The organism is Microbaculum mangrovi (assembly GCF_051390635.1).
Classification (GTDB): domain Bacteria; phylum Pseudomonadota; class Alphaproteobacteria; order Rhizobiales; family Tepidamorphaceae; genus Microbaculum.
On the sequence record NZ_JBPODT010000007.1, the window covers coordinates 11,515 to 34,297 of the forward strand.

Annotated in this window: 15 protein-coding genes and 1 CRISPR repeat array; of the genes, 6 read left to right on the forward strand and 9 right to left on the reverse strand. The window is 65.5% G+C overall.

The window, feature by feature from the left end:
• The first annotated feature begins 434 nt into the window (after positions 1-434).
• Positions 435-1,142, forward strand: coding sequence for an IS6 family transposase (locus ACSF9G_RS23155; protein ID WP_436644432.1), 708 nt, complete (start codon positions 435-437; stop codon positions 1,140-1,142).
• The gene (locus tag ACSF9G_RS23160) at positions 1,132-1,308 is read left to right on the forward strand and encodes an SDR family oxidoreductase (RefSeq protein WP_436644433.1); all 177 of its coding nucleotides are present in this window, start codon (positions 1,132-1,134) and stop codon (positions 1,306-1,308) included. Before ACSF9G_RS23155 ends, ACSF9G_RS23160 begins: the two co-directional genes overlap by 11 nt.
• A 47-nt stretch (positions 1,309-1,355) precedes the next feature.
• Here ACSF9G_RS23160 and ACSF9G_RS23165 read toward each other — a convergent pair whose 3' ends face one another.
• From ACSF9G_RS23165 to ACSF9G_RS23175, 3 genes are all read right to left on the reverse strand, one after another.
• The gene (locus tag ACSF9G_RS23165; RefSeq protein WP_436644434.1) at positions 1,356-2,126 is read right to left on the reverse strand and encodes a Stf0 family sulfotransferase; all 771 of its coding nucleotides are present in this window, start codon (positions 2,124-2,126) and stop codon (positions 1,356-1,358) included.
• 78 nt (positions 2,127-2,204) lie between these two features.
• Positions 2,205-3,164 (reverse strand): NAD-dependent epimerase/dehydratase family protein, encoded by a 960-nt coding sequence (locus ACSF9G_RS23170; RefSeq protein ID WP_436644435.1) that lies wholly within the window; start codon positions 3,162-3,164, stop codon positions 2,205-2,207.
• Between the two features lie 14 nt (positions 3,165-3,178).
• Positions 3,179-4,369, reverse strand: a complete 1,191-nt coding sequence (locus tag ACSF9G_RS23175; protein ID WP_436644436.1) for an NAD-dependent epimerase/dehydratase family protein — start codon at positions 4,367-4,369, stop codon at positions 3,179-3,181.
• Between the two features lie 151 nt (positions 4,370-4,520).
• Here ACSF9G_RS23175 and ACSF9G_RS23180 point away from each other — a divergent pair, with 151 nt between their 5' ends.
• From ACSF9G_RS23180 to ACSF9G_RS23190, 3 genes are all read left to right on the forward strand, one after another.
• Positions 4,521-5,252, forward strand: a complete 732-nt coding sequence (locus tag ACSF9G_RS23180; RefSeq protein WP_436644437.1) for a phosphoadenylyl-sulfate reductase — start codon at positions 4,521-4,523, stop codon at positions 5,250-5,252.
• A 190-nt stretch (positions 5,253-5,442) separates the two neighbouring features.
• Entirely contained in the window at positions 5,443-6,921 is a 1,479-nt protein-coding gene (locus ACSF9G_RS23185) for a class I SAM-dependent methyltransferase (protein ID WP_436644438.1), read from the forward strand.
• Between the two features lie 4 nt (positions 6,922-6,925).
• Positions 6,926-7,795, forward strand: coding sequence for a class I SAM-dependent methyltransferase (locus ACSF9G_RS23190; RefSeq protein ID WP_436644439.1), 870 nt, complete (start codon positions 6,926-6,928; stop codon positions 7,793-7,795).
• A 73-nt stretch (positions 7,796-7,868) separates the two neighbouring features.
• On the opposite strand, the gene ACSF9G_RS23195 is transcribed toward ACSF9G_RS23190, so the two are convergent.
• The 5 genes from ACSF9G_RS23195 to ACSF9G_RS23215 form a co-directional block, all read right to left on the reverse strand.
• Complete coding sequence (locus tag ACSF9G_RS23195; protein ID WP_436644440.1) at positions 7,869-8,627, reverse strand: hypothetical protein; 759 nt, start codon at positions 8,625-8,627, stop codon at positions 7,869-7,871.
• A 20-nt stretch (positions 8,628-8,647) separates the two neighbouring features.
• A complete protein-coding gene (locus ACSF9G_RS23200; RefSeq protein ID WP_436644441.1) occupies positions 8,648-10,939 on the reverse strand; it encodes a VWA domain-containing protein in 2,292 nt (763 codons plus the stop codon).
• A 144-nt stretch (positions 10,940-11,083) separates the two neighbouring features.
• A complete protein-coding gene (locus ACSF9G_RS23205) occupies positions 11,084-12,175 on the reverse strand; it encodes a helix-turn-helix transcriptional regulator (protein WP_436644442.1) in 1,092 nt (363 codons plus the stop codon).
• Between the two features lie 209 nt (positions 12,176-12,384).
• Complete coding sequence (locus ACSF9G_RS23210; RefSeq protein WP_436644443.1) at positions 12,385-16,704, reverse strand: translocation/assembly module TamB domain-containing protein; 4,320 nt, start codon at positions 16,702-16,704, stop codon at positions 12,385-12,387.
• Positions 16,705-16,719: 15 nt separating this feature from the next.
• The gene (locus tag ACSF9G_RS23215; protein WP_436644444.1) at positions 16,720-18,567 is read right to left on the reverse strand and encodes an autotransporter assembly complex protein TamA; all 1,848 of its coding nucleotides are present in this window, start codon (positions 18,565-18,567) and stop codon (positions 16,720-16,722) included.
• Between the two features lie 536 nt (positions 18,568-19,103).
• A CRISPR array of direct repeats spans positions 19,104-20,195; the repeat unit is 36 nt; unit sequence ATTGTAGCCGCTTAGAGATCGAGGGCCAGCCGCAAC.
• Positions 20,196-20,507: 312 nt separating this feature from the next.
• On the opposite strand from ACSF9G_RS23215, the gene gdhA reads away from it, so the two are divergent.
• Positions 20,508-21,857: an NADP-specific glutamate dehydrogenase gene (gene gdhA, locus ACSF9G_RS23220; RefSeq protein WP_436644445.1), complete on the forward strand. Its 1,350-nt coding sequence runs from the start codon at positions 20,508-20,510 to the stop codon at positions 21,855-21,857.
• 189 nt (positions 21,858-22,046) lie between these two features.
• Here gdhA and ACSF9G_RS23225 read toward each other — a convergent pair whose 3' ends face one another.
• Complete coding sequence (locus ACSF9G_RS23225; RefSeq protein ID WP_436644446.1) at positions 22,047-22,781, reverse strand: glycosyltransferase; 735 nt, start codon at positions 22,779-22,781, stop codon at positions 22,047-22,049.
• Positions 22,782-22,783 lie beyond the last annotated feature (2 nt).

Sequence of the window (22,783 nt, forward strand, 5' to 3'; positions counted from 1 at the left end):
TTCCAAGGAACAGGGAATTACATCCTAACATATTGGAAATTTGAGCTTCTAACGCCCTATGCCCCACCAAAAATTGGCTTGTTTGCGAGAATACCCTGTAGATTCCCGCAGATCAGGGAAAATGCGCCCGAGACAAATTCGCTGAGGACTGACCACTCCGCCAACAAGTCTGGACACTCGTCTCCTGGCTTCCGAGCATCGGCGCAACCGCCGGGTGTCGGGCGCCTTTTCCCGGTGCAATCCCAATCCCGCCGACGACTTCAAGCCACGAATCCTCCGCATTCGGGGCCGGTGCGGACGGCCGTCTCCAGGTGTCCGATGCAAGGGTGAGTTTGGCGGAACAGGGAATTTTACGCGTTTTTGACCGATTATCAGGGGGTGGTGTCAGAGGAATCGGGCTTGAGGCGGACGTGGCGGTCTCGAAGCCTTGCGCGATGACCAAACGCAATCCCTTCCGCTCCTTCAAGACCTCGCCCGAGATCATCCGCCTGGCGGTGATGCTGCATGTCCGGTTTCCGCTTTCACTCAGGAATGTCGAGGACCTGCTGCACGAGCGCGGGATTGACGTAAGTCACGAAACCATCCGGTTCTGGTGGAACAGGTTCGGCCCGATCTTCGCCGCCGAAATCAGACGCAGGCGCATCGAGCGGATGGGCATCTACTCGACCTGGCGCTGGCATGTCGACGAGATGTTCGTGAAGATCAACGGCGAGGTTCGTTACCTCTGGCGTGCCGTCGATCACGAGGGCGAAGTTCTTGAAGCCGTTGTTACGAAGCGCCGCGACAGGAAAGCCGCGTTGAAAATCCTGAGGAAACTGCTGCGACGCTACGGTCGGCCGCGGGAGATCGTGACGGATCGGTTGCCGTCCTATGGCGCAGCGCTCAAGGAACTGGGGGCAAAAGATCTTCAGTCATCAGGACGCTGGCTCAATAATCGTGTCGAGAACGCTCATCTGCCGCTGCGACGACGGGAGCGGGCCATGCTCCGGTTCCGGCGCATGCGAAGCCTGCAAACATTCGCGGCCGTCCATGCCTCCGTCTCCAATCACTTCAACCAGGAACGTAGTCTCTCCAGCAGAAAAATCTTCAAGCTCAATCGCGCCGCCGCGCTCGAGCAATGGCGTCAACTCGGTGCCGCCTGAATTCTGCCATCTCGGCCACACTGAGACCGGTTCGCGTTCGTCTGACAGCACCCTCGGCCAGCCCGAGGACGTCGCCAAGGCGGTGGTCTTTCTGTGCTCGCCGCGCGCGCGGCACATCCAGGGCGTCGGGTTCGCCATCGACGGCGGCGCGACCCCGGGCCTGTAGCGGCAAGCGGCCGGTTCCGCCGCCAGGCCTGCCAGGCCCGGGCGGGACTACAGGTCGAGCTGGATATCCTGCTTGATCTTCTCGGTGGCCAAGCGGACGTAATGCTCGCTCTTGTCGTTGGAGAGCTTGACGAGCCGACGCTCCGGCGGGCGATCCGCGATCGTCGTCCCGAACGCGGCGGCACATTCCTTCAAGGTCGACATATAGTTCGAGACGTAGTCCTCGTACCAGACGGTGCGGCAGGGCAATGCGTGCTCGTCAAGAAATCGCGCGATGACGGCTTCCTCCATCGCGATCGACTCCACATCCGTGACGATGGCATCGACGTCGAGAACCGCATCGGCGTTGTAGTCGTCAGTGTAGCCTTTGATCGTGCGACCAAGGTACCGCACCGGGCCGGTCTGCTCGACGGCGTGGTTCACCCCCGTCTGCCGCGACATCTCCCGCGAAACGGCCTGCCTGATGACGTCGCGCCGGCGAATCCAGATCCAGTCGGCCCCTTCGGAAAACCGGCGGATATGGGGGAAGAGAGACGGGTCCGGCTGCTCGGGGACGATCCCGGAGTCGCGCAGCCGGTCGTCCACGGCCTGGGCATAGTTGACCATCAGCTTCACCGCGAACACCCCGTTCGGCGCCCGCTTGTCGACGAGTTCGCGCAGCATCTGCGGCCAGTCCGGCACCGCGTGACGGCGGAGCATAAGCAGGAAATGCTCGTCTGGATCCCCAAACACGCCGTAGCTGCGCAGGTCTTCGCACAACAGGGTGGAACCGCTGCGCTGCGTCGCAAGGATGACCAGCTTCTTCTCTGGAAACGTCACGATCTCAAAGGGCTCGCTGCATTGTTCCGGGACCGCGCCTGGCGCAATGCCAGCGGAAACGATCACACCGTCGACGGATCAAACGTCATTCAGGCGAACGGTCTGGGCTTTCTCGGCAATACCGTCGCGGCGGGCGCGAGTCCAGTCGACCGTCCGGCGTAGGCCCTCCTCCCACGAGACGCGCGGGCGCCAGTCGAGCGTCGCGTCCGCCCGGCTGATATCGAGGATGTTGCGCGGCACGTCGACGGGGCGGGCCTGTCTGTAGTCCGTGCGCACCGGCAGGCCGAGGACATCGCGCAACGACTGCGCCACCTCGTTGACCGTGCGTCCGTGACCGCTGCCGATGTTGAACAGCTTCTCCCGGCCTTCGTAGCCGATCGCAAGTTGGATCGCTTCGGCGACATCCTCGACGAAAACATAGTCGCGCACCGTCTCGCCATCGCCCCAGATCTCGATCGGCTCGTCGTTCAGGATCCGTTCGAGAAAGGCCGGGACGAGACCCTGGTGGCCGCGCAGGCGCTGATACGGCCCGTAGGGGTTCGCCACCCGCAAAACGATCGAATCGAGACCGTGCAGATGCCGGTAGAGGCCGAGGTACTTCTCGATCGTGAGCCGGACGACGCCGTAGGAACTGATGGGATCCGTCGCCGCCGTCTCCGGGATCGGGGTAGACTTCGGGATGCCGTAGACCGTCCCGCCTGAGGACAGGAACACGACCCGGCGGATGCCAAGCTCTAGGCACTTGTCGAGAAGCGCGAGCGTAGGCAGCAGGTTGGCCGCGACATCCTGGGCCATGTCGACGTTGGAGGATGCCGGCGTGGTCGTGCTGATCAGGTGGACCACGGTATCGGCGCCTGCGATCGCGGCGGCGAGGGACGCGGTGTCATCGAAATCCGCCTGGGTCCAGGGGACACCGACCATCGCGTCGGGAAACGCCAGGGACCGGCCGATGGCACGGACGTCAGCGCCGGCGGCCTTCAGGCGCCGACACAGATTGGTCCCGATGAATCCGCCGCCACCGAGTACGGTTACACGCATCTTGGGGCGCTCCTTCAGGGCGCCTGCAGCTCCTGGGCCCGACTGACATTCCAGGTCGAGCGGCAGGGGATCTTCGAGCGGTCACAGCGATCGGCATACCGGGCCGCGATCTCGGTGATCTCGTGCAGCAGCCCTTCCTTCAACGTGATCGGATCCAGGCCGAGCTGCAGCAGGCGGTCGTTGCGCACGTGCAGGTCGTTCTCGTCCGCCTCGTTGCGCGGATTTGCCACGAAGTCGACGGAGGCGCCGGTGATATCGGCGATCATCTGGGCGAGATCGCGCACGCGATGGGTCTCGGTCATCTGGTTGAGGATGTTGACCCGCTCGCGGCTCTGCGGCGGGTTCTCGATCGCGAGCTGGATGCAGCGAACCGTGTCCTGGATGTTGATGAAGGCGCGGGTCTGCCCGCCGGTGCCATGTACGGTCATCGGATAGCCGACGGCGGCCTGCATGAGGAAACGATTGAGCACCGTGCCGTAGTCGCCGTCATAGTCGAAGCGGTTGATCAGCCGTTCGTCGAGGCGGGTCTCGGCCGTCTGCGTGCCCCAGACGATGCCCTGGTGCAGATCGGTGACCTTCAGCCCGTCGTTCTTGTTGTAGAAGGCGAAGAAGAGCTGATCCTGGGTCTTCGTCATGTGATAGATCGACCCCGGATTGGCCGGATACAGAATTTCCTGCTCGACGAGATCGCCGGTGTCCGTCTCGACCTTGACCTGCAGGTACCCCTCCGGGATCTTCATCCCGGCCGAGCCGTAGCCGTAGACACCCATCGTGCCGAGATGGACGAGGTGGATGTCCATGCCGGATTCGACGATCGCGGCGCAAAGGTCGTTGGTGGCGCCGAGGTTGTTTCGCACCGTGTAGCGCTTGTGCCACGACGATTTCATCGAATAGGGCGCGGCACGCTGCTCGGCGAAATGGACGATCGAGTCCGGCTTCTCGTCCTTAATCAGCGTGAGCAGGCGGTGATAGTGCTCGCCGACGGTAAAGCGATGTATCGGGATATCCCGGCCGGAAATCTCCTTCCACGCGGCGACCCGCTCGCCCAGCGGACGGATCGGCGTCAGCGAGTCGACCTCGAGTTCGACGTCGATCATGCGACGCGACAGATTGTCGACGATCACGACGTCGTGGCCGAGCTTGGAGAGATGCAATGCCGTCGGCCAGCCGCAGAAGCCGTCACCGCCCAGAACCATGATTTTCATGCTTGTTGCCGCTACCGTGGTTGGAACCAAAGGCGAAGTGTGGCACCTTTAAACATACTATGCGGCTTAAGCGCAATCGGCCCCGCCGATTGGCGAAAGCATTCATTTTCCTGCCAACGGAATCGTTTTGAATGATCTCCGGGAGATGGGCATGAAAGCCGCGACAGCCTTCGACATATTTCCGTCGCTCGAGCAGGACTACCGCGCATTGGCGGGCGAAAAACTCGTTCGCGCCATCCTGTCCGACAGCCGGTTCGGCCGGATCGCGCTGGTGTCGTCGTTCGGCACCGAGGCGGCGGTGCTTTTGCATCTCGTCACCGCGATCGATCCGTCGCTGCCGGTTCTGTTCGTCGATACCCGCAAACTGTTCGGCGACACGCTGCAGTACCAGGAAAGGCTCGCCAAAAAGCTCGGCCTTACCGACGTTCGGCGAATCGGCGCCGACCCGGCCTGCGTGGTCCGGGACGATCCGGACGGCATGCTGTGGAGCCGCGACCCCGATGCCTGCTGCACGTTGCGCAAGACGCGGCCGCTCAACCAGGCGCTCGGCGCGTTCGATACGTGGATAACCGGGCGCAAGCGCTACCAAAGCGCGGCGCGCGGCACGATCCCCGTCCTGGAGCTGGACGGACAGTTCATCAAGGCCAACCCCCTCGCATCCTGGGCGCGCGAGGACATCGACGCCTACTTCGCGCGGCACGAACTGCCGCGCCACCCGCTGGAGGCCATGGGATATCCCTCCGTCGGCTGCATGCCCTGCACAGACCGGGTCCGGCCCGGCGAGGATATGCGCGCGGGACGGTGGCGCGGGCGCGAAAAGACCGAGTGCGGCATACACAATTCGCCCGCCGGGGTGACCGCTGGTCAAATGCCCGGGCGATAACCCGGGACGACAAGCCCAGAACGACAGGCCCTGAACGATAATCCCGGGCGGTCTATTCAATCCGGCCAGGCATCGCCACAATCTGTTGCACGGCAATTGAGACTGTGACTAGTTACGGCCCTCGTCCGGCGACCGGCCTGTCGCGCGGCCGATCTCGTGTTTGATTTTTGGAATCGGCGCACCGATTGTGATGAAAGACGACAAGTGGGTTCTCGAGGATCCCGAATTCCGGGAGATCTGGGACGCGGCTTCGGAAAAGACCATGACCTCGCCGGCGCGGGGCTACGCGCTGTACCGGGCGGTCCGATACCTGGTCGAGAACAAGATCGTCGGTTCCATCGTGGAGTGCGGCGTCTGGCGCGGCGGCTCCGCCCTGATCATCCTGAAAACGCTCGAACTGGTCGGCCCGACCGCTCGGGACGTCTATCTGTTCGACACGTTCGAGGGCATGACGGCGCCAGGTGAAAGTGACGTCGACCTGCTCGGGCGGTCCGCTCAAAGCCTGATGTACGACTCCGAAGAGGGCCGCGACAAGGAATTGGTATGGGCGCGGGCGAGCGAAGAAGACGTTCGCGCGACCCTCGAGCTGAGCGGCTACGACAAGCGCCGGGTCCATCTGATCAAGGGTGACGTACGCACGGTCCTGCCGACGATCCAGACGGGCCCGATCGCCTTGTTGCGCCTCGATACCGATTTCTTCGACAGCACGCTGGTCGAACTCGAGGAACTCTATCCGCGCCTGCAGAAAAACGGCGTGATGATCATCGACGACTACGGCCACTGGAAGGGCTGCCGGATAGCGGTCGACCAGTACCTCGCCACGTTGGAGCAAGGCAGCAAGCCACTACTTCAGCCGGTCGACTATACCGGCCGGCTCGCGATCAAGACGGACGAGCCGACGAAGCCCCTGATCGAACGCTACGACTACGTGCCCCCGGGCCTGGCGAAGATCGACCTGTCGCCCGCATTCGAGAACCTGCGCCCCGGCGACCCAACGCGGATCAACTGGCCGTATCTGCGCCACCGCGTGCCGCATATCTGGCGCAGCGACGCCGACGAGAAACTCAGCCGGATCGGTGTCCTGTCCGTCGAGGAAGCCCTGCTCCTTCACAACCTCGCGTTACCGTTTCGAGGCGAGCGCGCCCTGGAAGTCGGCTGCCACGTGGGATGGTCCACCGCCCACCTCGTCGCCGCCGGATTGCGTCTGGATGTCATCGACCCGATACTCGCACGGACGAATATCCGTGAAGCGATCGAGACGGCTCTGGACCGCGATACGGGACAGGGCGAAGCACGGCTGTGGCCGGGATACTCTCCTTGGATCGTCGACGCGGTGCGCTCGACTCAGAAGGCAGATTGGTCGTTCGCCTTCATCGACGGCAACCATGACGAGGATGCGCCCGCCTCGGACGCCGAGGCCGTATCGAAACACATGGCGCGAAAGGCCGTCGTCGTCTTTCACGATCTCACATCGCCGCACGTCGCGGCGGGGCTGAGGGTCTTCGAGGCGCAGGGCTGGTCGATCGGCCTCTATAACACGATGCAGGTGCTGGGCGTCGCATGGCGCGGAAATGTCCGGCTGCCGAAGCACGTGGCCGACAGGAACGTCCCGGTGGTCCTGCCCGGCCATCTCAACGGGATCCGAATGCTGTCCCAATCCGAGGAGTAGGTCTGTGAGATCCGATATCTGGGAGAACTTCATCTCTCTCAACCCGGAACCGAAGGACTTCGAGGTCCTCGAACCGGCGATCACGTATCGCGCGAGCGATGGCCACGGCACGGACTGGGCGGCCGAAAACCTTCCCTATGACGAAGGCCTGGAGAAGGATCGCTATCCGCTGCCGACCATCGCGGACCGGGAAGGCTACTACGGGCCGCACCATTTCAGCTATTGGGCGAGCGGCTTCCGCGACATGCACAATATCCTGAAATGCGCGGCGCTGCACGGCACCAAGCTCGACACCTATCTCGATATCGGCTGCGCGTCCGGACGCGTCGTCCGTCATTTCGCGATCAACAGCGACGTGCGCCGGGTCATCGGCTGCGACATCAACAGCCGTCACGTCGACTGGGTTCTGCGGCACCTGCCCGAGAACATCGAGGTGTTCCAGAACCACTCGGTCCCCTCCCTGCCGCTCGAGGACGGTTCGGTCGATTTCGTCTCGGCCTTCTCCGTGTTCACGCATATCGAGCATTTCGAGCTCCACTGGCTGATGGAACTCAGGCGTATCCTGCGCCCTGGCGGCCTCGCCTGGATCACCGTCCACTCCGAGCATACCTGGGAAGAACTCGAGGAGAGCTGGCCGCTCTACAAGGGGCTCGCGAACCACCCCGAATTCAAGGCCCGCCGGGATGCCGGCGCGATGCAATCGGAAAAGATGGTGTTCCGCTGGAAGAGCGACCGCTCCTATTCCAGCAACGTGTTCTACACGAACGCCTACATCCGCAATGCCTGGGGACGGATCATGGACATCGTGGAGGTGCGACGGCGCTTTCCAGGGTTCCAGGACGTCGTCATTTTGCGCAAGCGCGCCGACACCTGAGCGCCCCTCACCGAGGCGTGGCTCCAGCGTCCGGCTTCCGATCCGGAACTTGATGACGGGGCGTCGAAACGGCTCACTCTCCCACACGCACCCATGAATTAGCGCTGTAGAGCCGGCAATCCGCGGCGCTGCCCATGACGGCGGCGGCCTCGGCAGGCAGCGCGATGTGGATGGTCGATACGTGGTCGATCTCGCTTTCGCTCCTCACTGTCAGCCTCCATGTCATCTTGCTGCCGCGGCCCTGCCCGGCGGGAATCTGGCCGAAAAGATCCGGGAACACCTCCGTCTGCCAGGCGTCATCGCCCGCGTTCCGCCAGATGACGATGCTGCGGCCATCGGCCGAAAGGCTGCGGGTCAGCGCAAGCTGATCGGGGTGGAAAGGCACCTTGAGGGTCAGCCGACGCGGCTGCGTCCATTCGGCCGGAAGCGCGCCGGGGGACCGGGGGAGAAATTGCTGCATCATCGCCGGGCAGCCTTCGAGCCGCGCTTCCCCCAACCGGGCCTGCCAAAGCCCTGAACGGGGCTGTATACCGTCGAACAATGCGAGCTCGTCGTCACCGTCACCGCCGCAATCCCTGTCGATCTCGGCTCGGGACCGCGAGTCCCAATTGGGCGCCTTGCCCTCGCGCAGCACGAGAATCGTTCCCGGAGAAGGGGCCGGCCCGAGATCATAATTGGCCGACATAGCGTCCTGGATCAGTTCCTCACTGAATTCGGACAGGTAGAAGAAGGCACCGTTGCCGGTGCATCTGGCGATGATCGCGCTATCGGCCAGTGCGGGCGTGGCGGCAATGGTAAAGCAAAGTGCGGCAAAAGATAAAACGCGTTTCATGATCTGGCTCCGGCGCGCGGTCATTCGGCGGGCTGCCGCGAGGGCGCGAGCCGGTCGAGGAGATTCTCGATATCGTCGGACGTCAGGGGCGCGGCCTGCCGCACGGGCCCGACCGTCAGACTGGACCGGATCAGCTCGAATTCCTCGGTCGAGATATACGGCGTGAACTCGCACAGCAGCTGGCCGGGCGCGGCTTCGAGGCAGCCGTCGCCACCTTGCTGATTGAGGCCGATCAGCTTGAAATTTCCGCCCCGGTCGCGATCGAAGTACCACGTCGCCAACCGCCCGTCGGGAAGAACGCGCGCCGCCTCGACCGACCACAGCGACGGCATTCTGCCGGCGATCGCCGGATTGGGATGGGCAAAGTCGCACGGCGCCGCGCCGCAACGGCGGATAACGCGACCGGTGGTGAGCGTATGTTGCAGAATGCCCACGGCCTTCGCCGCCGCCGCGTCGTCCGGCGCGGCGTCATTGCGCATCAGGCACAGCGGCCCGGCCCGCGTCACCACGCAGCGGCCATTGGCCTCGATCCATTGATGCGGATTGAGCACCATCGCATTGAGGTCGCCGCCGGCCTGGTAGAACTCGACATTGGGAAGCGGGTTCCGCACGCCGGCGGCGGCCGGCCCCGCGGTCATCGGCGTCACGGAGGGGCTGGTCGCCACCCACCCTTTAGGCAGGAAGAAGGAAAGGCCGGTTGCTTCGTCCTGCACCTCGCAATTGTCGCCCCCGAGGCAATGATAGGGATAGTCCTCCCAGGCGATGCCTTCATCGGATCCGCCGTCCGGCCCGTGGCCCATGTCGGCCTCGGCCTTCCGGCGCAGCGCATCCTCTCCGGTGGCGTCGTCGGTCACGGTGCCGACCTCGATCGACACCCGCGCCTTGTCCACGTCGTTGCCGCCGGAATCGTAGCCACGATAGACCAGATCGTAGATCCCCGGTTCGGCGGGAGCGCGAAGCTGGCTGCCGGAAGCGAAATCGCCAAGGGTCAATCCCCAGTCGATCCGCGTCTCGTCCTGCCATATCTCGATGCGGTCGCTGGAGAGCTGGCTGCCGGTGCTTTCGACCGCGATCGGTTGGCCCGGCGCCACGGCCGGCGGCGCGACGAGAGTGACGGCCGGATCGCGCTCTGCGACGATCATCATCTCCTCCAGCACCTCGCCGCCCCAGGTCTCCAGACGCAGGAGATAGCGTCCCGGCCGGTCGGGCAGGTTTATGCCGGCCCACTTGGCACCGGCCTCGCCATCAACCGTGCTGTAGGTGATCGCCTCGCCGCCATCTGCCGGAAAGAGCCGGAGCGACAGCGCCGCGCCCCCGGTTTCCTGGCCGGCCTGCGTGATGACCGCGTCGATCGTCACCGTCTCGCCGCGCGCCGCATAGGGACCGCGATCGCGGATCGCGGTGACGGGCAGTGCGCCCTGCAGTGTGACGACGATGTCCTGCCCCTCGCCGGTGGCGGCGAAGTCCGCCTCGCCGCGCCCCGCCTTCGCGGTGACGATTGCGGTGTACCGGCCGGGAGCCAGTTCCAGCGCGAAGGGCTGGTAGCGGGCCTCGCCCGTCACCGTTCCGAGCGCGCGATCCTCACCGGTCTCGCTGTTGCGCAGGCGCCATTCATAGCTCTCCGGCATGGCGCCGGGATAGGAGAAGATCAGCCTCGCCCCCGTCATGGCCGCCGGCGGCGCCTTGGCCGTTGCGCGCGACAACGCCTCGGAAAGCTCGGCCCCTGTCTGCGGCCGCAGCAGCAGCCCGCCGGTGCGATCGGGCACGCAGGCGAGCGCCTGTGCTTCAGCCTCCGTGAGGCCGAAGCCAACGACATGGGCGCGGATCCTGATCCCCTGTGCCGCCAATTCGTCGGCGACCGCGCAGGGGTCGAGGCCGCAGGTCTCCAGCCCGTCGGTGACCAGAACGATATCGGCCTCTTCCGCCGTGCGCGGAATCGCGCCCGCCGCCTTTCGCAGGCTCCGGCCCAGCGGCGTCTTGCCCTTGGGATTGATGCGTCCCAAGCGCCCCGAAAGGGCCGCCGCGCCCTGCCCGCCGACCGGGGCGATCACCTCGATGTCGGAGCAGTCGCCCTTGCGATTGTGCCCGTAGGCGATGACGCCGAGGGGCACCGACATGTCGCGGGAGGCAAGGAAACCCGAGAGAACATCGCGCGCGACCTCGATCTTGGTCCGTCCATCATCGAGCTGCCCCCACATGGAGCCCGATGCATCGAGAATCAGAACGGTTGCCCTCTCGGCTTCCGGGGTCTGGGCGGTAGTGGCGCCAAGGCTGGCTGCCAGGAACAGGACGGCAAGGACGGTGCGGATCATCGGCCCCTCGGGCATTATCAACGGGTGTGCGTTCCGACCGCGGGCCGGTACGAGGCGCGGCGATAATAGGCGCGCGCGGCCCGCCGATCTTGGGGTGAGCGGAACGGAAGTATGGCCAGCCGGTACAACCCGGCAACCACGCGCCTAGCGTGCTGCCCGCGCCTCTGCGCGGACCTCGGACGGCGTGGCGCCGAAATGCTGTCGGAAGGCGGTGTTGAACCAGGAAAGATCGCCGAAACCCGCCTGCAAGGCGATGTCGCCGATCTTCTGCGACGCGCGGGCCGGATCCGACAGCATCCGGTGCGCCAGCAGTAACCGGCGCAGCCGAACGTAGTCGCTGAAACTGGTCCCTTCGGACGCGAACAGGGCGCGAATGTAGCGATCGGAAACGCCATGGCGGCGTGCCAGCGCACCGATCGAGAGAGTGTCAGACGTCAGGTCGCGCTCGATGTCGGCCTTGATCTCCTTCAGCCGCGCGACCCGGACGCCACGCCCGATCGCGGTCACCTCCGCCGCCCGCGCCCCGTCCAGTGCCATCAGCACCAAATCCTGAACATGCGCGGCGCACCGCATAGCCTCTTGCGGCGCCAGACAGCCCAGTTCGTCATGCAGTCCGCGCGCATAGGCGAGGAGAAGCCGCCATTGCGCGGTCATCGGGACGAGACGGCACAGGGAGGTACCGAGACCGGCCCCCGCCGACATCAGGAAAGGGCGCGGCACCGAAACATAAAAGCCTTCGCTCCAGGCACCATGGAACTGCACGACGCCGGGCACCTCGCAGGGGTCCAGATAGATCGTGCCGGGCGTGCACTCCACCCTTTCGCCGCCGCGCTGCTGCATCGAATAGCCGCCGACGAGCGGGATGTGGAACATCACGTTGTCGACCATGTCCGCGGCGAGCGCGACGGTGCGTGTCGCCGTCGAAGCGGAATGCCCGCCCCAGCCGGTTACCACGCCCGGCAAGACGCCGATGCTGGTCTGCGAACAGAACCGCTCCGGCTCCTCCGGCACGACTTCGAGCTTGGTGATGTGCGAAACGACGTCCTGAAACGCCGCTATGCGCTCATGCGCGGGGAAATCGGCCGAGCGGATGGTCAGGAGCGTCATGCGGCGGCCTCGCCCGCCGTACCAGCGGGCAACGTGGCGTCCGGCCATGCACGATTGGAAAACCGGGCACCGGGTCCTGACCGCATCTTCAAACCTTCTTATCGGTGCACGATCTGCGTCGCGACCCACCGTCCAGCCTGTTCCTTCGGGGCTTCCCCCCAATGGCGCAATCAAGAACCAGCGCGGCCGTCACAATAGATCATTTTCTTGGAACCGTGGACTCGCGCGGAACCCTTCCTGCACGAGGCACGCGGCAGCAGCGGTAATGCCGACAGGAGCCCTGACCGCCCCCCGGACGGGGATCTTGCGGCGGCAGGTCCGTCTCCCGCGCTATCCGCCTAGTAGTCCCATTCTACGTTGACGCCGACGCTCGACGAGCCGTCCGCGCCCACCTCGCCGCGCGCACGGATCCTGTCGGTCACGTCGATATCGACGGTGACGCGGCTCGAATTCGCGGTCGCGCCCTGCGTCACGCCCAGATAGATGTTGTCGTTGATATAGCGGCCGATGCCGATCGCCGGGGCGCCGTCGGCTCCCGCAGTGGTGAACTGCAGCACGTCAAGACCGAGCTTCTTACGGATGTTGTCGATCATGCCCGGACCGCTGCCGCCGACGCCGGCGAACTGCGCCGCGGCCTGGGCAAGCTGGATCGCCTCGCCTGTCGACAGCTGGCCGGTCGCCTTGTCGAACAGAAGGTGAGACAGCACTTCGTCCTGCGGCAGCTCGGGGGAAGAGGAGAAATTGATGGCGGGGTTCGACGCCGTGCCCGTGATCGCGACCTGGGCGGTGATGCTGGAGGTCGTCGTCGACGCGACCAGATCGAGTTCCGGGTCGATCTTGTCCGAGCCGGTGAAGGTGACGATCCCGCGCGTGAACTCGATGCGCTGGCCGATGACGTCGACATAACCGCGCCTGAGCTGGAAGCCACCGACGATGAGCGGCCGGTCGGACGTTCCGCGCACCTGGATCGATCCGCCGAGCTGGGCGTCGACGCCCATGCCGCGCACGAAGATGCGGTTCGTCGTGCTGACCGTCAGATCGAGATCGATGAGGTAGCCACCGCCACCGCCGCCCGCGCCGAAAGCCTGCTCCTCTTGAAGCTGCCTCTGCACGGCGGGCGACGCGTTGACATGTTCGACGGCGATCGGCGTCACGGATGTCGGCAGGTGGTCCGGAAGCTGGATATCCATCCGGTTGATCGTCACCGAGCCCTTCAGGGCGGGACCGGTTGCGGTCGGCCCCGTCAGGGTCAGGTCGGCGCTGATCGTCGCATCGACCAGCTCGCTGGAGATGATCTCGGCATTGTCGGCGGTGATCCGGATCTCCGCCGGAAACCCGTTGGCGGCGTCGAGCCGCACGCGACCGGATCCGCTCAGCGTGCCGCCGTTCGGCGCCGTCGCGGAGAAGCGGGTGATCTCGATCGCCTGGAGCCCCCCCCTGGCGTCGAGCGCGATATTGTCGAGAGACACGCCGTTGAGCGGGCTCGAATAGCTGCCGCCGGCAAGCCGGATGGTGCCGTTGGCATCCGGCGCGTCGGCCCGGCCGGTCACCTTCATGTCGATGTCGATCGGGCCCGCGACGCGGTCGCCGGAGGCGGCAAGCATGTCGTTGAGCATGGCCAGGTCGATGCGGCCCTTGAGCGCGACATCCAGCGCACCGTCGGCCGACAGCGGGACGGAGCCGGAGACGTTCAGGGTCGCGGCACTGGCACTCGTTATCCTCGCGTCGATGCTCGAGCGCCCGTTGGCGAGCCTACCGGACGCGTCGATATCGGCGGGCCGGACGCCCGCCTCCCGCATGGCCGGCAGCGACAGGGCACTGACCTTCAGCGTGAAGTCACCGCCCGGCGCGGTGGCCGGGCCAGAGAGGTTCGCCCGGCCCGAAAGCGTGCCGGATATGCCGGTGCCGGGCATGGCGATGTCGGCGAGCGAAAGCGGCAGGGCGTTGATCGCGACGTTCAGATCCAGCGTCTCGCCCGCCCTGCCGTCGACGGCGATCCCGCCGCCGCCGGTCGTCAGGTTGAATCCTTCTATCGCGACGCCGCCATCGGCGACGCGGATCGTCGCCGGTCTCGCGAGCGTTCCGGTCTGGCCGCCGCCGGTCAGTGTCAGGCTGTTCAGCGTGACGGTCGCGTTGCCGTCGACAAGCGCGACGGCGCCCTGGGTATCGAGGCTGGCGCCAAGCGCCCTCGCCGACAGGCTGACGGTATTCTCGTCGGTGCCGCCCTGGGCGGTGAGCTTGAGCTCGTCGATGCGCTGGCCGCCCGCGTCGAGCGCCTTGGCGGCGATATCCGCGTCCAGCGTCAGGGTTCCGGCCGGGTCCCGCACCGTCGCATCGACATCCGCCGACCCGATCCTGACGTCGAAGGCATCGACGCCGTTTGCCACGCCCTTCACGCTGGCGACCTGGACGCCGTTCTCGACCGCGAGGTCGACCGTCGCATCGACCTTGCCGGCGAGTTCGGTGAGCAGCAGCGAGGACAGGTCGCCGAGATCGGCCGCCTTCAGGGACAGCTGGCCCTGCGCCAGTCCGGCGCCATCGACGGAGAGGTCTCCGAACACCCGGACCGAGCCGACCGTCAGATCGAGCCCCTGGACATCGGCGCCGCCGTTGTCCAGCGACGACAGGCGACCGCGGCCGGTCAGCGGATGGCGATCGACCGCGCCTTCGAGCGCCAGCGTCCCCGAGGGGCGACCGGTGACGTCCTGGGCGTCGATCGTGAGTTTCAGTCCGGTGATCGGCTGCCCCATGGCGGTCGCCTCGTCGATCGCGGCGGTCGCCTGAACGGCGAGGTCCTCGATCGATCCGGTCAGACGTGCCGTCACCGTCGCCGCTCCGGTGACCTGCGGGTCGAGGCGGGCGAGATCCGGCAGGTCGATCTCGGCGGTGACGTCGGCGCTGCTCATGTCCGCGCTGCCGTCGGCCGTCACCCTGAGCGCGGCACCGGAAACGACGAGGTTGTCGAAGGCGAAGCTGCCGTCCGCGCCGCGCTCGATGCCGCCGGCGATGGTGAAGGCGTCGCCGAGCGCGCCGTCCACCTGGGCGATGCCGGTGCCGAAGCCCGTCGCGCCGCCGTCGAGCGTCGCCTGCACCATCGACCCGTCAAAGAGGCCCGAGACCCTGGCCTTGAGGCTGGCCTCGCCGCGAAGCTCCATGTCCGCGAGCCCGGCGAAGGCCGACAGATCGACATTGCTGACGGTCAGATCTCCGTCGACCCGGTCCGGCCCGGCAACGCCGACCCATTGGATCTGTCCGGACCCGAGCACGATCCGCGCCGGATCGGCGGTGAAGCGTCCCGCCGGCGTCACGGTTCCGGCCACGTCGAGGGTCACCGTCTCGCCGGCCGCGGAGGAATAGGCGGCGTCCGTCGGCGCGAAGCCGTCGGCGCGGCCGGTGAGCTTGAGCGCGATCTCGGTGTCCGGATCCTCGACCGAGCCCTGCGCCCTGGCGCTCAGGTCGAGCGTCAGCATCTCCACGGCGTTGCCCTCGAAGGACAGGCCCTCGCCCGCCAGCCGGGCGGTGATATCGGGCTGCGAGACCGATCCGCCGGCACGGCCGACGATCTCTATACCGCGCCAGGCCGCCTGCACCGGCAGGATGGCGGAGAACCGCGGCGCCTGGCCGGCGACCACTTCGTAGTCGAGCGCCATCGCCTGGCTGTCGGGATCGAAGGCGCCTTTGACCGACACCAGGCCGGCGGCGGCGAGCACCTCGGCCCTTTCAATCTCGATCGCACCGTCGGTGGGAACGAAGACCTGGGCCGTGAGCGTCGACCGGCCTTCGGCGAGCGGGGCGTAGGCGGGCTGCAGCAGGCCGGCCAGCGACCCGGCGAAGTCGGCCGTGATCATCCGCCCGTCACTCCGGCGCTTGATCGTCGCGCGGCCCGCCGCATTTCCCTGGTCGGCCGCGGCGAGCTTCAGGTCGGCGGTCCAGTCGTCGATCGGCCCGTTCCCGGCAAGTTCGGCGCGGAGCGGCGGGAGACCGGGTATACCGCTCAGGCGCGATACCAGCCCGCCGGCGGGCTCGTCGACGACGAGATCGAGATCGAGGGCCTGGGTATCCGGCGCATAGGCGAGCCGCGCCGTGATCCGGCCATCGGTTCCGTCGATGCGGTCGACATCGAGGCGCACCGACAGACCGTCGGACGGGTCGCCAAGCCGGGCCTCGCCTTCGATCGAGACGGCGGCCGGCACGCCGAGCACCGGTTCGCCGAGCGCGACTTCGCCAACCGACAGGCGGTCGAGCACCACCTCGAAGGGCAGCACAGGAAAGCCGCCACCGCTATCATCTTGCGCGGCTTCCGCCGGCGGCGGGAGCCGGCGCAAATCGACCGTGTCCACCTCGACCATCTGGATGGACAGGACGCCCGCGGCGAGCGAGAAAGGCCGCCAGACGAGGCGCGCCTTGTCGATGGCGAGCCAGGTTCCGTTCGCGTCGGCTATCGCGACATCGCTGACCGTCATGTCGAACGGGATCCGTCCCGTGAGGCCGCCGATACGCAGCTTCTGGTCGTCGCTGCTGGCGAGGGTCTCGGCCGCCCAGACGATGAGCGCCCGCCCCGGCGCGATCTGCGCGAACAGCAGCAGCCCGCCCACGAGGACGAGCGGAATCAGCAGTATTCCCGAGACGATCCCGGCTATGCGGCGTGTGTATCGCAAGTGGACCTCTGCGGCTCAGAACGCCTGCCCGAGCCCGACATAGAAGGCGACGCTCGGATCGTACGGCCCCTTGTCGAGCGGCACCGCGATGTCGAAGCGGATCGGCCCGATAGCCGTATAGTAGCGCAGGCCAATGCCGGCGCCGATCTTGAAGTTCGAATCGAAGTCTGGCGCGCTCGACACGAAAGCACCACCCATGTCGACGAACGGCACGATGCCGATCGTCTCCGTGATCTTCAGCCGCACCTCGGCGGACGCGACGAACAGGCTCTTGCCGCCGACAATCTGCCCGTTCGGCAGCCGCGGGCTGACGCCCTGGTAGTCGTAGCCGCGGATCGACCCGCCGCCGCCGGCATAGAAGCGCCGGTCGGCCGGGATGTCGGCGATCGTGTCGGGTCCCTGGATCGTCCCGGCCTCGATGCGGCCGGCCAGAATGAACCGCTGTGCCTCGTCCATCGCGTGATAGGCGGAAACGAACCCTTTGAAGACCGTCATGTTGAGCGACGAACCGAGGAATTTCGGGAACGGCTCGGCCTGCAGGCTGGCGCGGATGCCCCTCGAGGGGTCGAGCTTGTTGTCGGTCGAATCGTAGGTGCCGCTGATCGGTACGCCGACGAGTGTATAGGTGTTGGTGCCGAACGCGTCGGTGATCTCCGCGTGTTCGATCTCGACGCCGATACGGCCTTCGATCCGGTCCGTGAACCGCCGCCGCCACGTGGCCGTGGCGCCCGCGCCCGTCGAGGTATAGGCGTCCGGCGTCTCGCGGAACGCCCGCGCCTCGGCGAGAAGGTCGTCGATCGGCGTCACGAATCCCGGCTTCTCGAACGTCGCCCTGGCGAGATAGGTCAGGTCGTCGATGGAATTCTCGAACAGCCGCGACACCTCGCCTTCGATCCGCAGCTTCTCGGCATTGCCGAACAGGTTGCGGTGGCCCCAGTAGCCGTTGAAGGTCGCCCCGTCGGTCGACGAGTAGCTCGCGCCGAGACCGACGAAGCGGGGCTTGCGCTCTTCCACCTCGATGAAGAGCGGGATCTGCCCGTCGGCCGTGATCTCGTCGCCCTCGACGATCCGCACCGACTGGAAGGCGCCGAGATCGGTGATGTTCTCGCGGATCCTCCGGATCTCTTCCGGCGAATAGCGGGTGCCGGGCTTCACGCCGGCCTGCCGGGCGATGAAGTCCGCGTTGACGCCCTCGGCGCCGCGCACCTGGACCGGACCAATATCCGCCTGCCTGCCCGGCGACAGGAAGAACGTGACATCGAGGGTATTGCTGGAATGATCGGCGATCGCCTGCCGTCTCGGCACAGCGGCCAACGGATAGCCGAGGTTCTGCATCGCGTCGACGATGCGCGTTTCGGCGTCGATGACCAGGATGCCCTTCGCCGGCGATCCCGGTTCGAGGCCGATCTTCGCGCGGTCGATCGGCACGAGCGGTGGCCCGCCGGTCGCCGCGTCGACAAGCGTGACGCTGCCGATGACGAATTGCGGGCCCGCCTTGACGTCGACCGTGACCGGAACGGGCTGGCGTGCGGCCGCCGCCGCAGAGGCCTGCTCGTCCGCCTGCTGGTTCGCCACCGGGACGCCGGCGACGCGAATATCGATCAGACCGCCGAAATAGGCCTCGGAGTTGAGGACCTTCTGGATTCGCGGGAAGTCCGACTGGGCGCGCCGCACCAGGCCCAAGGGGCCCGACGGCGGATCGGATTCGAGCGCCTTGAGGTTCGAGGACTCCGCGATCAGGTCCGGGAGTGACGCCTCGCCGCCGTCGACGGTGATCGTGACCGAATAGGCGATACCGCCGGGTTCCCGCGCAGCGGGCTGCGCCTCACCCTCCTGCGCCGCGACGGGAGTCGGGTTGAACAACGCGGCGGACGTAACCGTGACGGCACACGCGACCCCTCCGAGGAAGGTCGCGATCTGTCGCCCGCGGGACCATCGTCCGATCCATGTCCGTCGTCTACTCACCATGCCCCGATATAACGCGGATACGCCCACCAGTCAGACCCAAATATTCAATTCTCGTCCTTACGCCGAAACCGGTCCGGTCCGATCGTGCCCCCATCGAACCCCAAGACCTGATATCGTAAGGTAAATGGCGCTACGCCAACCTCTATCAACTCAAGGACCGGCACGTATCGGGAACGGCACGCTGATCAGACCTCCGACCCGCTCCGGAAAAACCAAGTTCCAGTTTATTGGTGCATGGCCATTAATGATTGGTGCATCGCGAATGACCGTCGGGGGAATCCCGCGCCAGCGCGCGATTCCGTACGGGACGAAAACGGGAACACGGCTCCGGAAAACCGGACCGGCGCGCCGAATTTCGACGCCGGCGCGCGGTTTTTCCCGTGCCGAATAAGGAAAAACCCCCTGAAAATCAGGGGGTTATCCAAAGATCTATTGTAGCCGCTTAGAGATCGAGGGCCAGCCGCAACTCTTGATGGCCTCAAGTGAATCTCGATTCTATTGTAGCCGCTTAGAGATCGAGGGCCAGCCGCAACGCAACGCGGTCGCGGAGTTTCTGACGACCCATTGTAGCCGCTTAGAGATCGAGGGCCAGCCGCAACTAGTTGACCGTCGGGGCGCGCGCGCGGGGATTGTAGCCGCTTAGAGATCGAGGGCCAGCCGCAACTGCGATGTGGTTCGACGAGAAGTGCGCGGATTGTAGCCGCTTAGAGATCGAGGGCCAGCCGCAACATAGCAGAAGCCGTGTGGTTTTGGGCGATATATTGTAGCCGCTTAGAGATCGAGGGCCAGCCGCAACCTCCACCTGCGTCCACACGATCAGGACGCTATTGTAGCCGCTTAGAGATCGAGGGCCAGCCGCAACGTCGCGATGTCATATGCGTGAAGGCTGGCGATTGTAGCCGCTTAGAGATCGAGGGCCAGCCGCAACGCCATCGAGTATTTCCGTGGCGAGATGACCATTGTAGCCGCTTAGAGATCGAGGGCCAGCCGCAACGTATCGAAGAGAAAGGCGTTATGGAAAACCTATTGTAGCCGCTTAGAGATCGAGGGCCAGCCGCAACCCTTTGTCCGTGGTCCGCGAGCGCACGTGCATTGTAGCCGCTTAGAGATCGAGGGCCAGCCGCAACAGCGGGAAGCCGACGCCTATGCCGCGCTCGATTGTAGCCGCTTAGAGATCGAGGGCCAGCCGCAACTGGCGGCTGCGACACGATCGACGTCGCCCGATTGTAGCCGCTTAGAGATCGAGGGCCAGCCGCAACTGGTGCGCTCCCTTCCAGCCGCGCGATCGCGATTGTAGCCGCTTAGAGATCGAGGGCCAGCCGCAACAGGATCATCCCAGCGTGTAAACGCCGTCCAATTGTAGCCGCTTAGAGATCGAGGGCCAGCCGCAACCAGATCCTTGGCCTGGGAGGCGATCACAGCATTGTAGCCGCTTAGAGATCGAGGGCCAGCCGCAACTGTAGTCCGTCATCACGCCGCCCCCTTCTATTGTAGCCGCTTAGAGATCGAGGGCCAGCCGCGATCGGTCGCGGGCCCACGTCTTGGCAAGTCCGGTCGCAGCCGCTAAGAAATCCCCGTCTTCGTTCCCGCCTCGTGCGCACGCACAACAGAGATGATCTGATCTTCCGCGAACCGCTTCCGCGTCATCTGCCCGACAAGTGCCGGGGCGGACGCTCACGCCTCGTGAAAGAGACATCGCTCGCAGGTCAGCCGGACCGACCCGGCAAGGGGCTGGCGGAAACAACGGCTGTGCAATACGCACGTCTCGGTTAAACGGCCCGCGCCAGCCTCCCGGAGGCCGTCGGGCCCGTCGCCGGTATTCTGAAAGAGGATTCATGAACTCAATCGACGAGAAACTGCGACCGATCCTTAGCACGGTTCTGCACCGCAATGCCGGCGAGCAGGAGTTCCATCAGGCCGTGCACGAGGTGCTGGAAAGCCTCGGACGCGTGATTTCGAAACATCCCGAATATGCCGACGAGGCGCTGATCGAGCGGATCTGCGAGCCCGAGCGCCAGATCATCTTCCGGGTGCCGTGGATCGACGACAAGGGCGATGTGCGAATCAATCGCGGGTTCCGCGTGCAGTTCAATTCGGCCCTCGGCCCCTACAAGGGCGGGTTGCGGTTTCATCCGTCGGTGAATGTCGGGATCATCAAGTTCCTCGGCTTCGAGCAGACCTTCAAGAACGCCCTGACCGGGCTTCCGATCGGCGGCGGCAAGGGCGGGACCGATTTCGATCCCAAGGGCTGCTCGGATCGCGAGATCATGCGCTTCTGCCAGTCCTTCATGATCGAACTGCACCGCCATATCGGCGAGTACATTGACGTTCCGGCCGGTGACATCGGCGTCGGCGGGCGCGAGATCGGCTACATGTTCGGCATGTACAAGCGCCTGACCAACCGATACGAGGCCGGGGTGCTGACCGGCAAGGGACTGTCATACGGCGGTTCGCGCGCCCGCACCGAGGCGACCGGCTACGGCACGGTCTATTTCGTGCAGCGGATGCTCGGCACGCGCGGCACCAGCTTCGACGGCAAGCGCTGCGTGGTCTCGGGGACCGGCAATGTCGCCATCTACGCGATGGAGAAGATCCTGTCCTTCGGCGGCAAGGTGGTGGCCTGTTCGGATTCCGACGGCTACGTCGTCGACGAGAACGGCATCGACCTTGATCTGGTCAAGGAAATCAAAGAGGTCCGCCGGAGCAGGATTTCCGAGTACGCGCGGCTCAAGGGCGTGGGAAGCCACTACGTCAAGGGCGGCTCGATCTGGGATGTTCCCTGCGAGGTGGCGATACCGTCGGCGACCCAGAACGAACTGACCGGCGCCGATGCCAAGACCCTTGTCGACAACGGCGTGGTCGCGGTCGGCGAAGGCGCGAACATGCCCTGCACGCCCGAGGCCGTGCATAATTTCCGGAAGGCTGGGGTCCTGTTCGCCCCGGGCAAGGCCGCCAATGCAGGCGGTGTCGCCACCTCCGCGCTGGAAATGCAGCAGAATGCCAGCCGCGACAGCTGGTCTTTCGAGAAGACCGAGGAGCGCCTGGCGGCGATCATGCGCAATATCCATGACGCGTGCGCAAGCACCGCGGAGGAATACGGCGCGCCCGGCGACTATGTGCTTGGCGCGAACGTCACCGGCTTCGTCCGCGTGGCGGAGGCCATGCGGGCCATGGGCGTCATCTGAGGGCGCCATCCCAACCGCGGCGCGAAGCGGTCCCGGCCCTGGGACGCCGGCTCGCGCCGAACACATGTCTTCGGGCGTCGTCCAGGCAATGGGGCGGCGCCCGAAAACCCCGTCGGGCCGGCGAAAGGCCGCAAGGCAGGCCGCCCGCGAAAATCTGCTCAGCAGCGCACCGCTAGTCCGAGCGCACCGCTAGTCCGGAAGATTGTCGAAGTAGAATTGCTCCGTGGGGCGGACGAGCGCCCCGCGCTGGCTTGCCCTGATCGTCTGCGAGATCTTGCGCCGCCGCTTGAAATGGATCGTGTCGGGCACGATCCGGTGGACATAGCCCTTCTCGATGGTCTGGCAGTTCCAGTTCCAGTCCTCGAAGGCGTATCCCTTGCTCATCTCGCGCGCGACATAGGGCGTTGCGATGTAAACGTCCCTCCGGGCGAAGGTCAGCGCGTCCCAGTAATTGCCGAAGCGCAGAAACGCCGGATTGAAGAACGGGTCCTCCTGATCGCACTTGATCAGGATGTTGCTGCTTCCCTCGAAAAAGCAATTGTATTCCGGATGAACGATGTACGTGTCGGGGGCCTGGTTGCATAGATCCCACGCGGCCGTCAGCCAGTTGTAGCTCCAGATGTCGTCACCATCGAGGAAGGCGACGAACTGGCCTCTGGCCTTCTCGGCGGCGAAATTGCGTGCCTTGCCCTGATCGCCGAAATCGGTCTCCAGGACCTGCCAGCCGTCGCCGACCCTTTCCGAGAACATCTGACGGGTGACGTCGTCGGCCCGATCGAGTGTGACGATGAGCTCGACGCTCAGGCCGCGCCGCTCCGCCTCGTCCTTACATTCGATCATGCTGAGCGACGAGGCGCCCGCCATGACGCCTTCGCCATGGGCGGTCAGGATCGCCGAAATGTCCGGCCGCTTCGATTGCGCCATTG